Source organism: Pantoea sp. R102 (assembly GCF_004916815.1).
GTDB lineage: Bacteria > Pseudomonadota > Gammaproteobacteria > Enterobacterales > Enterobacteriaceae > Pantoea > Pantoea dispersa.
Map to the genome: position 1 here is coordinate 1 of NZ_SDFT01000178.1, position 15,349 is coordinate 15,349.

General features: G+C 57.9%; 10 protein-coding genes and 2 pseudogenes. 6 read left to right on the top strand and 6 right to left on the bottom strand.

Going from position 1 to position 15,349, the window contains the following annotated elements; translation table 11 throughout:
* Both ERD80_RS17680 and ugpC read left to right on the top strand, forming a co-directional pair.
* Window positions 1-267, top strand: a pseudogene (locus ERD80_RS17680) (carbohydrate ABC transporter permease); the annotation flags it as partial.
* A gap of 3 nt (window positions 268-270) precedes the next feature.
* Window positions 271-1,338, top strand: coding sequence for a sn-glycerol-3-phosphate ABC transporter ATP-binding protein UgpC (ugpC, locus tag ERD80_RS17685; protein WP_136547859.1), 1,068 nt, complete (start codon window positions 271-273; stop codon window positions 1,336-1,338).
* Between the two features lie 27 nt (window positions 1,339-1,365).
* Here ugpC and ERD80_RS17690 read toward each other — a convergent pair whose 3' ends face one another.
* Complete coding sequence (locus tag ERD80_RS17690; protein WP_248295870.1) at window positions 1,366-7,146, bottom strand: autotransporter outer membrane beta-barrel domain-containing protein; 5,781 nt, start codon at window positions 7,144-7,146, stop codon at window positions 1,366-1,368.
* A 499-nt stretch (window positions 7,147-7,645) separates the two neighbouring features.
* Window positions 7,646-8,773 carry an acyltransferase family protein gene (locus ERD80_RS17695; protein WP_058759114.1) on the bottom strand — a complete coding sequence of 376 codons (1,128 nt, stop codon included), beginning with the start codon at window positions 8,771-8,773 and terminating at the stop codon, window positions 7,646-7,648.
* Between the two features lie 570 nt (window positions 8,774-9,343).
* On the opposite strand from ERD80_RS17695, the gene ERD80_RS17700 reads away from it, so the two are divergent.
* Window positions 9,344-10,144, top strand: a complete 801-nt coding sequence (locus ERD80_RS17700) for an SGNH/GDSL hydrolase family protein (RefSeq protein WP_072208996.1) — start codon at window positions 9,344-9,346, stop codon at window positions 10,142-10,144.
* 351 nt (window positions 10,145-10,495) lie between these two features.
* On the opposite strand, the gene ERD80_RS17705 is transcribed toward ERD80_RS17700, so the two are convergent.
* Window positions 10,496-11,440 carry an AraC family transcriptional regulator gene (locus ERD80_RS17705; RefSeq protein WP_136547863.1) on the bottom strand — a complete coding sequence of 315 codons (945 nt, stop codon included), beginning with the start codon at window positions 11,438-11,440 and terminating at the stop codon, window positions 10,496-10,498.
* 99 nt (window positions 11,441-11,539) lie between these two features.
* On the opposite strand from ERD80_RS17705, the gene ERD80_RS17710 reads away from it, so the two are divergent.
* Window positions 11,540-12,286: an SDR family oxidoreductase gene (locus tag ERD80_RS17710; protein WP_136547865.1), complete on the top strand. Its 747-nt coding sequence runs from the start codon at window positions 11,540-11,542 to the stop codon at window positions 12,284-12,286.
* On the opposite strand, the gene ERD80_RS17715 is transcribed toward ERD80_RS17710, so the two are convergent.
* Together ERD80_RS17715 and ERD80_RS17720 are read right to left on the bottom strand one after the other, a co-directional pair.
* A complete protein-coding gene (locus tag ERD80_RS17715) occupies window positions 12,283-12,711 on the bottom strand; it encodes an NUDIX hydrolase (RefSeq protein ID WP_193751883.1) in 429 nt (142 codons plus the stop codon). The genes ERD80_RS17710 and ERD80_RS17715 overlap by 4 nt on opposite strands.
* 80 nt (window positions 12,712-12,791) lie before the next feature.
* Window positions 12,792-13,940 (bottom strand): MFS transporter, encoded by a 1,149-nt coding sequence (locus ERD80_RS17720; RefSeq protein WP_136547867.1) that lies wholly within the window; start codon window positions 13,938-13,940, stop codon window positions 12,792-12,794.
* A 110-nt stretch (window positions 13,941-14,050) separates the two neighbouring features.
* On the opposite strand from ERD80_RS17720, the gene ERD80_RS17725 reads away from it, so the two are divergent.
* Together ERD80_RS17725 and cybB are read left to right on the top strand one after the other, a co-directional pair.
* Window positions 14,051-14,539, top strand: a complete 489-nt coding sequence (locus ERD80_RS17725; protein ID WP_136547869.1) for a MarR family transcriptional regulator — start codon at window positions 14,051-14,053, stop codon at window positions 14,537-14,539.
* An 87-nt stretch (window positions 14,540-14,626) separates the two neighbouring features.
* Window positions 14,627-15,166 (top strand): cytochrome b561, encoded by a 540-nt coding sequence (gene cybB / locus ERD80_RS17730; RefSeq protein ID WP_031280003.1) that lies wholly within the window; start codon window positions 14,627-14,629, stop codon window positions 15,164-15,166.
* A gap of 72 nt (window positions 15,167-15,238) precedes the next feature.
* Here the strand turns inward: cybB and ERD80_RS22910 are convergent.
* Window positions 15,239-15,349, bottom strand: a pseudogene (locus ERD80_RS22910) (methyl-accepting chemotaxis protein); the annotation flags it as partial.

Below are 15,349 nucleotides of genomic sequence, written 5' to 3' on the forward strand. Positions count from 1 at the left end.
CTGGCCGCGCTGCCCGGCATGGCGGCGACGCTCGGCTTCGTTTTCACCGCCGCGTGGAGTGAGTTGCTGTTCTCACTGATGCTGATCAACAAAAACGAAGTCATGACCTTTCCGGTCGGGCTGCTCAGTTTCGTCTCCAAATTCGCCGTTTCGTGGGGCGAAATGATGGCTGCCGCCGTGCTGGCATTAATTCCAGCCTGTCTGTTCTTCGCTTTCATTCAACGCTACCTGGTTCAGGGACTCACCGCCGGTGCGGTTAAGGGGTAAATAATGGCTGAAATTACGCTGGCGCAAATTGAAAAGCGCTATGGCAACGTTGAGGTTCTGCGCGACATCAATCTGACCATTAAAGATGGTGAGTTCGTGGTGCTGGTCGGCCCGTCCGGCTGTGGTAAATCCACCCTGCTGCGCACCATTGCCGGTCTGGAGTTGGCAACGGGCGGTAATATCCATATCGGCAGTCAGCTGATGAACGAGGTGGCGCCGAAAGACCGCGATATTTCGATGGTGTTCCAGAGCTATGCGCTCTATCCGCATCTGACGGTCGCGCGCAATATGGGCTTCAGCCTTGAAATTCAGAAACGACCGCGTGCTGAGATTGAGGAGAAAGTCCGGCGAGCGGCGGAGATTCTCAGCCTGACACACCTGCTTGATCGCCGGCCAAAAGAGCTGTCGGGTGGACAACGGCAGCGCGTGGCGATGGGCCGCGCCATTGTGCGTCAGCCGCAGGTGTTTCTGTTTGATGAGCCGCTTTCCAACCTCGATGCGCAACTGCGCGGCCAGATGCGCGTGGAGATCAAAAGACTGCATCAGCAAATGAACAACACCATCGTTTATGTTACCCACGATCAGGTTGAGGCCATGACGCTGGCGGACCGCATCGTGGTGCTCAACCACGGCGTCATTCAGCAGGTGGGCACACCACTGGAGCTGTACGACACACCGGCCAATAAATTTGTCGCCAGTTTTATCGGGTCACCGTCGATGAATTTTATCAACGGCGTGATGACCCCCAGCGGCGTGCGTATCAGCGACATCGCTCAGTTGCCCCTGAATACGCACTGGGCAGCACAGGCCGCTGGCCGCGACGTCATTTACGGCATCCGTCCGGAAAACATCAGCCTGGCGCAGCCGGGTGAGCAGCATGCGTTGCCCCTTGAAGTGTCGCTGGTGGAGCCGACCGGCTTGTCCGAACTGATTCACGGTTCACTGTTTGGCCACCCGCTGATGCTGTTTACCACCCAGCGTTCCGGCGCGCGTGCCGGTGATATTTTACCGGTCACGCTGGACAGCGAACGTGCGATGCTGTTCGACGCCGCATCACAGCGCCGCCTGTAATTGCACGTTTAAGGTGGTCATTTACGTTCAAAACGACCAGCGCACCCCGGCATTGTAGCGCCAGCCTTTGACGCCGTTGCCGGAAATCTCTTTGCGGTAATCCGCCTCGGCATACAGCGCCACGTTGTTGATGAGGGTCGCCGTGCCGCCGAGGCCGACGTCCCACATCTGGCCAAATTTGCCGCTGCTGAAGCTCTGGCTCAGGTCGCTGTCGCTGGCGCCAACCCTGACCTGCGCCGTACCGCCCCAGCCGCGATAGTAGTTAGCGCGCAGATACGGAGTGTACTGGTTCTGACTGCTGTCCTGCCAGCTGCGCGCCACGCGTGCGCCGAGCCGGCCAATGGTTTGATCGTAATCGTTATAAGAGACGCGCGCGCCGTCAGCATCGGTAAAACTGTCCATGTTCATTCGCAGCCAGCTAACCTGTGCCTGCGGTTCCAGGCGCACATCACCCGCCAGCATCAGCGGATAGCCCGATTCGACTGACGCCGTCCAGCCGTGCCCTTTGGGTTTGGCGACCGCTTTCTGCCGCGCAATGTCGGTTTCGCCACGGTAGCCGCTCCAGCTCAGCGAACCATCCACATACCAGCCACTGCTGCGCAGCCAGGTGCCATAAAGTGACAACGTATCGCTATCAAAGCTGGTGGAGCTGTACCCGTCAGCGGCATGCGGGCGAATGCGCGTGTTGCCGCGCGTATAGGCGACGCCGCCACGTACGCTATCTTCAGCGCCATCGGCGCGCAGCAAATTGCCGCCGAGCTGTACGGCGCTGTAGTTGAGGTCGAAATCATAACCCCAGGCGTCCAGCCCGCGATTGCTTCGATACTGCAAATCCGAACCGAGGTAGCGGATAAACATCTCTGCGCTGTCCGCCGGCTGCTGGCGCAGTTCGCCGAGACGCTTATGCAGATCGTCAGTGACTGCCAGCGAGTAGTACGCCAGCCCGACCGGTGCGGAGATCCAGGACGGCACCTGCGGCGTAACCGCCGGACGCACCGCCTTAACCGCACTGCCCGCCTGCGGCTGGCACAGCGAGCCATCGCTGCAGATGAAATTGTTTGCCAGACGATAGTCCCATACGTTGCCGCCTGCGCTGCTGCCCGGTGCAAAGCTGTACAGGCCATACTGCCACGGCCCGGCTGCCACATAGCCATTGCTCAGCCTGAAGCTGTCGGCACTGGCGCTGCCGGTCACCTGCGCCAGCGAAACGCCTTCGCTAGCGGCAATAACGTTGTCACGATTAGTGTCCAGCAGCCCGCCGCCCTGCAGGCGGTCATCCACCCAGGTCGTGCCGCTGGCGTTACCGTTAACAAGCAGCACGTCGCTGTGGGTGGCTGTCGAATTGAGTTTCAGGCGGCCCTGCGCGGAGGCCAGACTACCTTCGATGGTCAGGGTATTTGCCGCCACATTGCCACCGTTGGTCAGGTCGAGCGTGCCGGCATTATTCACTACCAGCGAATCATTGCTGGCCCCCTGCAGCCGCGCGTTGACGCCATCGCCGGCGAACAGCGTGGATCCGGCATCGATATTGATGGTGCTGTGCGCCAGTTTAATGTTGTCGCTCAGCGTCCACTGCGTATCGATGAAGTTCAGCGTGCTCCAGCCCGCGCCGAGGTTGGTGCCTTTGGTGAGGTCGTCCTGCCGGAACGAACCGCCGCGCGCATTGAGCTGGCTGAGGTTCAGCGTGCTATCCGCGCCGCCGCTGGTGATATGGCGGGTCTGGTTCAGGCTGATAGCCTGCACTGTCGCCTGATTCGCACTGCCGTCACCCATACTCAGGCCGCCATCCAGCGTACCGCCCGTGACCAGCAGCGTATCGCTGCCGTTACCGGTGTTCACTTCGCCCGTGACTTTGCCCGCCAGCAGTGCCACCACATCACGGGTCGCGCCGCCTGCCACTACCACCTGATCGGCGTACGGCGCATCCAGCGTTCCCTGGTTGATAAACACCGTCTCGCCGCCGCGCAGATCAATAAGCGGTGCGACGCGGCTTTGTGAACGGATGGTGCCCTGGTTAACCACCTGGCTGGCGCTGTGGGTGACAATCGCCGAACCGCCATCGGCATCGCGGATATCAATCAGGCCCTGAGCGATCACCCGTCCACGGGTGTTGGCACGCACGCCGGTGCCGCTGCCATTGACTTCAATGCGGTAGTCGCGCCCAATCACTAAATCGTTGCCCGTGGTCGATCCATCTGCGTTTTCAAAACGATAGCCGGTACCGCCTGCGCCGACGTGAATCTGCGCGCTGCCCGCCGGATCGAATGAGGTGGCAGAGCGAATGCCGGTGCCACCATTGGCCTCGAAGCGCACATTACTCAGCGAAATATCACTGATGCCGGCGCGATTGTTCAGCGCAGTGCCGCTGCCGTAAGCGCCGATGATGATGTCGTTGGCTTCAAAGCGCTGCGCACCGCTGTCGAGCAGCAAACCATCGGCTTTGCCGTAAGCCGCCAGCGTGCTGGCCCCCTGCCCGTCGCCGTAAATTTTCATCGCGCCGCCGGAGCCCACGCGCAGCGCGGCGGTGCCGTCATTCACACGTAAGGTACTGTCGACCGGTACATACTGGCCATAACCGCTGCTGACATCCACGCCGGTGCCGCTGGCGACGCTAACCGTGCCGCGGTTGATAAAGTTACCGCCATCATGCACCCGGGCCCCGGTACTGTTGCGGCCACGCAAATCCACTACGCCCTGCTGCTGATTAAACAGGCGCGCGTCGCCGCTGACATCAAACGCCGTGGCGTTGTGCCCGGTGCCGGTGATGAGCGAGGCGGCGTAGACCTCGGTGCCATCGCCCGACGCCTGCGCGCCGAGGGTGTTTTTGCCATTCAGCGCGATAAGGCTGGTAATGATCCCCTGCGCGCGATCGCTGGCGCGCAGCACGGTGGCACCCTTACCGGTGACCTGATAAACATCGGTGCTGGATACCAGCGCATCCGTCCCGCTGACCACGATGCCGGTGCTGTCCCTGCCGCTCAGCGTAACGGTGCCAAAGCCCTGGTTGTACAGCCACGCGCCGTTGCGGATTTCATACAGCGTCGAGTTACGACTGCTGACATCAACCGGGCTGCCGTTGACGATCAGGCGTGAGCCGGGATCAAAAGCCTGATAGCCGATCTGCTGCGCATCGTGGAACACCACACGGCTGTTCACGCCCAGCGTAATACGGCCGCCGGCAAAGGCTTTCGCGCCGACCACGTTATCGCCGTACAGATTAATTGTGCCGTTCTGGTTAATCCGCCCCAGCTGGTGATACGAGACCGCACCGAAGGTGGTGGTTTGCTGGGTGCTCTGACCGCTGTAGAGATTAAGCGTGCCGCTATTGTTAATCTCCGTCAGGGTTTTGCCGTCGCCGGCGCCTGGATAACCATCGGCGAACAGCGCCCGGCCGTTACGCAAAATGTTGATATCGCCGCGGTTGTCGACCGTTGCGCCATACTGCGCGTAGATACCCGTTACGCCTTCCCCCCGCAGGGAGATAGCGCCGCGATTCACCAGCCGCGCATGATTCATCACGGTAAACGGCTGCTGGTTATTGGCGCGGCCGTCTATCGCTGCCTGATTGATGAGTAAAGTGTTCGGATCGAACTGCGTATTAGGGTTAACAACGTTACCCTGCAGCGTATAGCGATTACCGTCAGCGATGGCGACGCGGGCATCAGACCCGTTGAGGTGAATACGCGTTGCGGCATCAATGGTGGCGCGGGCGCCATCAGTAATGGTCAGCCCGCTGGCAAAGCTGGCGATGTTCAGCGTCGCGCCGTGGGTATTAATGTCGGTGCCGGCACCGCTGCCGTACACACCGCTCGCAAACGGGCTTTTCATCGACAAAGTCAGGCCGCGCCCGTCAAAATCTGCTCCCTGCTCGACGCGAAAAATCGTGCCGTTCCACACGGAGGCGCTGTAGCGGCCGTTGGCCGGCAGATTAATGCGCGCATCCGGGCCGATACGGTAGAAACTGATCTGTCCGCTATCCAGCATGCTGTCGCTGCCGCTGGAGGTGGGAATCGCGCGGGCGCTAACGTTGACTGTTGCCTGGCCTTCAGCACGAATCCCGATGCCCGCTTTGCCGCTGAGCCGGATTGGGCCGGTGATATCGGCACTGGCGTGACCGCCCGGTTCGCCAGTTACCCACACCGCCGTATTGTTGGTGCCGCCAAAGCGGTCGGCGTCACCCGCCACGTTGATCGCCCCGCTGGAGAAGGCGTGCGCCTGATTGCCCGCCGTGGCGATCACTTTCAGGCCGGTGCTGTTATAGCCATTCAGATTGAGGGTACCGCGGTTGCCCACCTGGCCGCCGCTGCCGGAATCCATCACCAGCATGGCGATATTTTCGCGCGGTAGCGCCTGCGCCATACCGTTGACATCGATAACGCCGTTATTCAGTGACACCGCGTTGGGCCCGGCCTCGATGCGCATGCCAACGGCGTTCTCGACTTTTGAGCCGATAACAATACGGCCATCATTGATGGCACGCGAGTCGAGCAGGCCGGAAATGGCGCTGATGCCACCGTCGAGGCTAACCGCGACATCCTGCGTGACGTCGCCCTTATGATTTTGCGGTGTGCGGCCGAGATAAATCGTGCCATCGCGCGCGTTGACGAAGCTGCCCTCGCCGCTGAAACTCACCGCCGCTGCTGAGGAGCCGTTCGCCACATCGTGAATGCCGATGTTAATATTGCCGTGGTTGACCGCACTGCTGCTGCCGAGGAATAAGCCGGCGGTGCCCCAAGGCGCATCACCGATATGCACATTGAGCACGCCATTGTTACGGAACTCGCTGTCATAAATCGCCGACACCGCCGTGCCCGCATAGCCGAGAGAGTCTTCTGCCACGCCGCGCCCATTGGCGGCATTAAAAAAGCCACTGTTGATGACGCCATTATTGATACCGCGCGCGCCGCTGATCAGCTCCAGCGCGCCCGCTTCGGATGAGAGCGCGTTACTGGTCGCCAGTTTTCCGGCGATAATCGTCGTTGCACCGTTGCTGGCGCGCATCACGGCGCTGGCGCTATTAGCCACTTCCAGCGTTTTGCCGCGATTGATTTTCACACTGGCTTTCGCGCCATCGGCGCTCAGCACCACCTGATCGCCGAGAGCGGCAGCCACTTCATCATCGTAATTACCGGTGCTCATGCGGTAAACCACACGACCGTCGCGCAGGCTGAACGCCTGGTTCAGCGCAGCGTTATAACTTTCCGGGCTCAGGTTGCCGCCGCTAATCTGGTCAATCAGCCAGTCGTTATAGTTACGCAATTCATTGAGGTTACTGACGTAATAGGCGTTGCTGCTGCCATCCTTAAGCGTGACATCAAACAGACCGGCGTAGGTCACCACACCTCCGGCATCAAATGCCAGCCGATCGCCACCGTACGGCGGCGTGGCGGCGGTAAAGCGGATACGGTTATTGCTGTCCCAGTTAATCTGGCCGTTATTACTGCTGGCAAATAACTGACTCTGTTTGGCAGCCATTGACCAGCGATTGGTGCTGGCGTTAGCGGCTGCGCCTTGCTGACCAATATTGATATTTAACCGGCCATTAATGACTGTCGCTACGCGCGCATCAATATATTGCTTATCGTTCACATCATAATAATCTGGCACTACCGTAGCGCCATTAATTTCCGCCGGCGTAATCATTTCCGCACTGTTATAAACCTGATAGACACGATAACTGCCTGTTTCTTCATCCGGAATACCAATAGCATAATTTTGTGCGCCGAGTTGCAGGCGGGGCTCGCCGATTAAATTGTCATTAATAATACGCCCAACCTTTTGTAGTTCACCCAGCGTGACGCTGCTCATGCCACTTTCTCCAACGGTAAAGCGCGGTATGCCGCTTAGGGTCTGGGTTGAACCATTACATAAGCAATAAGCGCCAACTTTATTGTCGTTGCGTTCGGGAGTGAAAGGTTTTAATACCACCGCCGATACCGGTGTGGCAGACAGCATTAAGCCCTGCGCAGCAAGCAGGCTCAGTAACAAGGGATTTAATTTAAACACACTATTTTCCTCACCAGAGAAAAGACAAATGCCGCACAGCGAATGCGCAGTGCGGGGGAAATAGCGAAGCGAAATATATTGTCGTAATAGCTTACGGCTGGAAATCCGTTGAAATGAGTATTACCGCGATCAGGTTAAAACGTCCAGTTTGACTTAAGGAATTGTGATGACGGCGATAAGCTTTAAGAATTGCGCTAACGGCTTGAGATAATTATCTGGAACTAAAAATGCAAAAAATGGCAAAAATCAGATGGCGGGAAATAATACCCGGCACGCCAGTGGCGGCCGGGCATGATGACAATTACAGTCGCGCTTCGACCGGCACCGCCACCTTTTTATCTTTCGGCTTGAGGCCAAACATGAATGAGGCGAAGCGTGAACGTTTGACGATAGCGTAACACACCGCGCTCAGCGCAATGCCGAGGGCAAAATCGATCAGGACATACAGGACTGACAGGTTATCCGGTAACCAGACATCCAGCAGCCATGAGAAAATGATCACCACCGGATAGTGCAGCAAATAGATGATCAGCGCGGAATCCACAATTGCCGTCAGAATGCGACTCTCTTTCACGTTGATGCGTTCGAAGCTAAATACCAGCCAGTAGGACAGCATCACCGACAGCACACTGCCCAGCATCACCGGCACATATTTCATCACCCCGGTGATGTGGTTGTGCGCGACAACATAGCAGGCGGCCCACACCGCCAGCACCAGCGCGGCCACCAGCCAGCCATTCATCAGTTTACTGTTGGCGTACCGGGCAATTTTCTCGCGGTTGACGTATAACGCAAAGCCGGCGGTGTAATAGACGAGGAAACGTGCGGTCACCGGGATGAGCTCGACAAATTCACCGCGGCCTTTCACCAGGAACTTCAGCACGAAGCAGGCGTTACCCAGAATCACCAGCGTGGCGATCAGCATTGGCAACGACATTTTGCCCAACTGACGGGCGCTCCACTGATAAAACGCGCCGGGTACCAGCAGCGACATCACCGACAGCGACACGAGGAACCATAGGTGGTGCATCATGGTATAGCTGTTTAGCCAGCCTTCGAGGCTCAGCGGGGTGTTATTCATCTGTCCCGCGATAAAATACATCAGCGGCGGAATAAACAGATAGGCTGATATCAGCGGAATCAGGACGCGCTTACGGCGATTATCCGTAAAGAATTTCTGCCCTTTGCGCAAAATAATCAGCGCGGAGAACATGCCCGAAAGAAAGAAGAACACTTCCATCCTGAAGGTGTGCACCATGCTCAGCAGTGCCGTGAATATTTCCGAGGGATCGCGCTGCGCGACATAATACCAGCCATTCTCTCCCGGCAAACTCCGTGAGGCGTGTAATAACACCCCTTCCAGAATTAGGCCGGCACGCAGCAGATCCAGGCCAATATTACGGCTGGATAAAAAGGATTCTGTTTTCACATTGCACATCCTGAAATGAGTTGTAACGCAATCATAATGATTCAGTCAGAATGCTAACACCGGATTAATCTGTATACATTATGTTTAGAAACGTTTCGGAATTTCGCCATAGTGTAAAGAATGCCACTGTGCAATGGCCATAAAGCTTAAGCCAGAATGTTCTGATGGTAAAAGTTATCGTCAGACAGCGCATATTCGCAGCTAACCGCCGGAAAAGCAGCGAAAACCCGCTCCTTTACAACAGGTTGTGGATTATCCGGTTCGACTCGCAGTGCGAAAATTCGCTAATCAAACTGCGTTATGTCCTGAAGCAACCATGATGTTTTAAGCAGGCGTCACTGCGGGATTTTCTGGCTGAAGGGTGACTGTTGGGTAAGGTTTGTTTTTATGTTTCTGTATTTAAATAACTTTTATTCAGCGAGCGGCTTTTTTCTCAGAGTTGACCTAATTTTCACCCCGCAACCGTGCTTTCGGATTGTTGACCCGCAATCTCCCCTGTTAAGGTAATTCGCTTACGGTAAACAACCGATTCTCCATGTAACCTTGAGTATCAAAAGGCGGAAATTTGTTATGCAACGAGCGCTATCTGGCATCGTCACTTTGCTGATTACCACAGCCTGTCTGTGCAATACCGCATTCGCCGAAAGCGGCAAGCCCGATAATAACTTTATTATTGAAGCCTATGGCGGTTCCAGTACGCGCGGTGCCATGGCGATAAAGGAAAATGGCAAATTGCGCGCAATCTATATTAAAGACAATGAGATTGCTCTGATTAACCAGTGGCTACAGGAGAAGTATGGCGATGGCATCCGCGTAGTGAATAAAGGCGCGTCCTCATCGCAGGCCATGGATCTGTTAAATGGCAAATATTTTTACAAGAATAATAAAAGCTGGCGCGAAGAGATGAAGAAATCGCCGGCAAAAATTATTTTGCTGAATTTTGCCACCAACGATGCACGCCATTTCCATTTCCGCGATATAGAAAAAGATTACCAGGTTAGCCCGGACAAATATACCCAGGTGATGACACAGCTGATTACTATTGCCCGTGAAGAGGGTAAGCAGGTGATATTACAGGAGCCGCACCCGATTTGTGGCCGCGCGGAGAAATGGCACGTTGCACCTTACGTCACCAAACTGGACGCACTGGCTAAAGCGGAGTCGGTGCCGCTGGCGCGTCAGTATCAGCGCATCCTGCAGATGAAAGACTGGCAGTCACTGATGTCACCCGATTGTATTCATCCGTCCGAACAGCTGTACCGCATGAAAGCAGAGGAAACTTTTTCGGTGCTGGTCTCCCACTTTAATACCGAGCTGGCTGCTGCCGGGCATGGCAAAAACCCGGATGGCGAGCAGGTGGCGAAACGCTAAACGGTGATTGGCTGAACGGTGAAAACGGCTTAACGCTATTGTAGCGTTATGGCTGTCTTGTATGGTCGTCTGTGGCGCACGCAAGTATTCCCTGGTCGCCATAAATGGCGACCCTACAGGGTAACTGCGCGGTTTCATAATATGCTTTGGGTCACCATAAATGGTGACCCTACAGGGTAATTGCGCGGTTTTTAACGTGTCCAAGGTCACCCTAAATGGTGGCCCTGCCGGGTAACAGCACAGTTTTATAGGGTGCGCATTGATGCGCACCGGCATTATCAGTTTTTTTACTGAACGGCATTGCACGCTTTATGGCGGCCCGTCTTACGCTGGCCGCCACTGCGGGCGTGATTAACTTAACTGGGCGATTGCTGGCTCAGCTTCTGCGGTGCCGCTGCGCCGTTCCGCGCCAGCGAAGCCGGTCGGCGTCTGGCCGGTGAAGCGGGTGAAAGCGATGCTGAAGGCGCTGGCAGAGCGGTAACCCACCCGTTCAGCCACGTCGGCCACTGACAGGCGACTGCTGCGCAGCAGATTTTTCGCCAGTGCCATGCGCCACGTCAGCAGATACGCCATCGGCGCCATGCCCACTGCATCGCGAAAACGTACGAAAAACGCCGAGCGCGATAGCGCCGCGTGTTTCGCCAGCTGGGGCACCGTCCAGCCATGGGCAGGCCTGGCGTGGATGGCGCGAATCGCCCCGGCCAGCCGCTCATCGGCCAGTCCCCGCATCACGCCAGGCGATGCATTCGCCGCTGGCATTGCGCGCAACGCCTCGATCAGCAGTAATTCCAGCAAACGTTCCAGCACGATCTGCCGTGCCGGACGCTGTGCATGGCACTCATCCCTGACCAGCTGCACCAGCGTGGTCAGGCGCGATGCGCCACGCACATGAATAAACTGTGGCAGTAACGAGACAATCAATCCCGCGTCGGGTGCGGCAAACTGGCAGTAACCAATCAGCGTCTGAACCTCGGCTGGCTGCTGCCGATCGCCAAGCCACACTTCGCCGGGCGCAAGCATCTCCGGCATAGAATCAGGCGCATCTGCGGCCGGTGGCTGCTCGCTGGTCATGCAAAATTCCCACGCAGCCGGAATCAGGACAAAATCCCCCGGCTCAAGCGCAACCGGAGGATGACCCTTCATTTCCAGCCGGCTGCGCCCCTCCAGCACCACGCAGTAAAACGGCTGGCCGGTCTCACTGCGCTGCACACGCCATAATCCATTGGCACGCGCGCGTTTGGAATAAGCCGCCCCGGGCTGTAACAGTGACACCATTTCGGCGAGCGGATCGATCATAATGGACTCCTGCAAATGAAACCAGGACTGTACGTTGTAGTGAGTCCGGTAGTGGCACTCTATAGTGAGCTCTTACCCAACGCAATGCAGGAGTGAACCATGAAAACCATTTTAATTACCGGCTGCTCTTCTGGTTTTGGTCATGCTATCGCGCTCTGGTTTCTGGAGCGCGGCTGGAAAGTCATCGCCACCATGCGCACCCCGCGCGCCGAACTGTTTCCCGAATCCGCCCATCTGCGCCTGCTGCCACTGGATGTCACCGATGCCGCCAGCATCAGGCAAACGCTGGCTGAAGCAGGAGAGATTGATGTGCTGGTCAACAATGCCGGCATCGGTTTATTAACTTCGCTGGAAGGCGCGCCGATGTCCTCGGTGCGGGAAGTGTTCGAAACCAACACGCTGGGCACCATCGCCATGACGCAGGCGGTCATCCCGCAGTTCCGTGCGAAAAACAGTGGCATGGTGATCAATGTGACCTCGACGGTGACGCTGAAATCCCTGCCGCTGCTGGCGGTTTATACCGGCAGCAAAGCGGCAGTCAACGCCTTTACCGAGTCGCTGGCGCTGGAACTGCAACCCTTTAATGCTCAGGTGAGATTGGTATTGCCCGGGCTGGCACCCACCACCGACTTTGGCAAAAACGCCCGGCCGCGCATGGAAAACACCTTGCTTGAGCCTTACCAGCCGATGTTTGATGGCATCATCGCCGGCATGCAGCAGCCCCAGCCAACCACTAAAGCACAGGACGTTGCCGCTGCCGTGTGGCGTGCCGCGACCGATCCCGCCGCACCGATGCGCATCCCGGCCGGAGAAGATGCCGAAGCCTCGATGAAGCAATACGGTTAGCGATCTTTACGCTGGGCCAGCGCCTGCAGTGCCGCCAGACCGTCGCGCGCCAGCCAGCTTTGCAATGGGGCAAACAACGGTTCAGGCAGCGCCTCAGGCGCGAACCAGTGCCAGCCTGTGCACTTATCCGGTTCCCGCAGTTGCGGCTCACCGCTGGCGTCCGGCGCTACCATCAGCAGCGTAATATAGTGGCGGTTGACCGCCGGAAACACATCGCTGACGAAGGCACCGTTGTGTACGCTGTGCAGCTGTAGACCGGTCTCCTCCAGCACTTCCCGCCGTGCACAGGCTTCCGGTGATTCACCAAACTCCAGATGGCCGCCCGGCGCCGACCAGTCACCGGCACCGTGGCTGCCTTTACGCTGGCCGAGCAACAGCTTGCCATCGCGGAAAATTAATACGCCAACACCGACCTGGGGGGACATCATTGCTCCTGATTTATCGATCCTCTCACTCTGCACGGTTTATAAAACAGCGTATTCCGTCTGACAATGGTTTCCTGCCGTTATCGCTGGGGTTTGAGTCGCAGCGCCATCAGCATCAGTAGCAACACGCCCGCCGCCATGATCTGCCACGCACTGTCGAGTGATGCCGCGCGATCGCGCACAATGCCGGCCATCAGCGGCATCAGCGCGGCCAGTATATAGCCGCCGCCCTGCACGAACGACAGCAGCGCAGTGGCTTCTTCCGGCGTATGGGCATGATCAAGCGTGACAATCAGCGATAGCGGAAACAGCGCACCGATCCCCAATCCCAGCAGCAGCGTCGGCAACCAGGCGTGTTCGCCGCCCAGCCACAGCAGTGCGATCAGCCCCAGCAGGATGGAAGCCAGCACCACCAGCAGCGGCCAGCGGCGATCGCGGCAGCGATGAATCAGTGCGGAGAGCATAAATCCGGCGGCGACTTCGGTCAGGGTTAATGCGCCCAGCACGTAGCCACTCTGCGCCGGCAGCCAGCCGTGTTGCATGTAAAATGGCGGTAGCCACGCCAGCACCAGCGTGTAAGCACCGGTGCCGATGCCAAAAAACAGCATCAACAGCCAGGCACGCGGCGTGCGGTGTACGCCGCCAGCCGGTGGCGTGTTTACTCTTGTGGTCACAGGTTGCAGGCGCAGCCACAGAATCAATGCGATCAGCGCCGGTAGCGACGGCAGCATCAGGGCGATCGTCAGTCCGGCATGGCTGGCGAGCGGTGCGGCGCTGGCTGCGGCCACTGCAGCTCCGGCCATAATACCGGTGGTGAACAGTGCCATTAACGTACCGGCACGCGAGGCGAAGTGACGTTTGATGAGCGCGGGCATCAGCGCCTGGATCAGCCCGATGCCGCAGCCGGCCAGCAGCGCGCTGGCGGTTAGCATGGCGGCGCTGTGATCAACGCCACGCGCGCCACCCGCGAGCACCAGCACTATCAGGCCAGCGGTAATGCCGCGCGCTTCACCCAGCCTGCGCAGCAGCAGCGGCCCGGCCAGCGCCGCCAGCCCCATCATAATGACCGGCAGCGTCGTCAGCAGGCTCAGCTGCGTGGCACTGAGCCCTGCATCGTGCTGCAGTTGCAGGAACAGCGGTCCGATGGCCGCCATCACCGGACGCAAATTCAGCGCCACCACAAAAACCAGTAAAGCAAACATGCCAATAGCAGGTAAGGTACGATTCACATTCTGTCTCCATACGCCAAAGTATCTTAACGTTAAGATACTTTGCGGAAGAACGATAGCGGGTGCGCACAAAGCGACACATTGCCCGCCGTGAACTGATGAGAATTAACATGACTGACCACGTAGATTTTGTCGTTGCGCAATGGGCCAGCGCCATGCCGGAGCTGGACGCCTCTTCCATGGCGATTTTTGGCCGCATGCTGCGCCTGATGAAGCATCTGGCGAAAAAGCGCGCTGAGGCGCTGGCGCCCTTTGGTTTTCGCGACGGTGAATTTGATGTACTGGCGACGCTGCGGCGTGCTGGCGCACCTTACCGGCTGTCGCCCACGCAGCTCTACAAATCGCTGCTGGTCACCTCCGGTGCCATGACCAACCGGCTTAACCGGCTGGAAGAAGAGGGATTGATTGCGCGTGTTGCCGATGCCAATGATAAGCGCAGCACGCTGGTGATGCTGACGCCGGCCGGCCTGGCGAAGATTGAGCAGGCGCTGCAGGTGCATACGCAAACGCAGAACGCGCTGCTGGCCACGCTGGACGATCGGCAGCAGCAGCAGCTTGCCGCCCTGCTGCGTCAGCTGTTGCAGACAGCCGAACAGTAAGCCGGACGGGATGTGGCAAAAAATGAATTAATTCAGCGCGTTTTTCGCTATGTTAAGCATCCCACACCGCTTATTTTCGGACTGGCTATGCGTAACAAATATGCCCCTGCGCAAATCTTTATTCACTGGCTGACGCTGGTACTGGTGGCCACCGCTTACTGCACCATGGAGTTTCGCGGCTTATTCACGCGCGGATCCTGGCAAGGCTACACCATGATCGTCGGACATTTCAGCGCCGGCAGTTGTGTGCTGTTGCTGATGCTGTCACGCATTGTGCTGCGTTTTCGCCATCGCAGCCCGAAAATCGAACCCCAGCCGCCACACTGGCAAACCGGACTGGCGCATCTGATGCATCTGGCGATTTATCTGTTCTTTATCGTGCTGCCGATTCTCGGCATCCTTTCGCGCTTCTACATGGGCCGTAACTGGTGGATTTTCGCGATTCCGATGCCGGTCAGCGCCAGCCCGGATCCCGACTTTGCCGATATGCTGAGCGACTGGCACGAAACCCTCGCGCCATACGGCTACTGGCTGATTGGTCTGCACGCGGCGGCCGCGCTGGTGCATCATTATCTGATTAAAGACAATACGTTGCTGCGCATGATGCCGTCACGGCGAAACGGATGAAAGGAATAAGACGGTCGCCTGATGTGGCGACCGTCCTGATTTACGCAGCGTGCCGGCGATCGGTCACCGACCTCAGCTGAGGTGAAAACGTCCCACGGTATGCGCCAGCTGTGCCGCCTGGTCTTCCAGCGAACTGGCGGCGGCTGACATCTGCTGGACCAGCGCGGCGTTCTGCTGCGTCAC

What these genes read in the sequence shown, in the direction of transcription:
- ugpC (WP_136547859.1), top strand. Translation starts at nt 271, where the DNA reads ATGGCTGAAATTACGCTGGCGCAAATTGAAAAGCGCTATGGCAACGTT.
- ERD80_RS17690 (WP_248295870.1), bottom strand. Translation starts at nt 7,146, where the DNA reads ATGAGCAGCGTCACGCTGGGTGAACTACAAAAGGTTGGGCGTATTATT.
- ERD80_RS17700 (WP_072208996.1), top strand. Translation starts at nt 9,344, where the DNA reads ATGCAACGAGCGCTATCTGGCATCGTCACTTTGCTGATTACCACAGCC.
- ERD80_RS17705 (WP_136547863.1), bottom strand. Translation starts at nt 11,440, where the DNA reads ATGATCGATCCGCTCGCCGAAATGGTGTCACTGTTACAGCCCGGGGCG.
- ERD80_RS17710 (WP_136547865.1), top strand. Translation starts at nt 11,540, where the DNA reads ATGAAAACCATTTTAATTACCGGCTGCTCTTCTGGTTTTGGTCATGCT.
- ERD80_RS17715 (WP_193751883.1), bottom strand. Translation starts at nt 12,711, where the DNA reads ATGTCCCCCCAGGTCGGTGTTGGCGTATTAATTTTCCGCGATGGCAAG.
- ERD80_RS17725 (WP_136547869.1), top strand. Translation starts at nt 14,051, where the DNA reads ATGACTGACCACGTAGATTTTGTCGTTGCGCAATGGGCCAGCGCCATG.
- cybB (WP_031280003.1), top strand. Translation starts at nt 14,627, where the DNA reads ATGCGTAACAAATATGCCCCTGCGCAAATCTTTATTCACTGGCTGACG.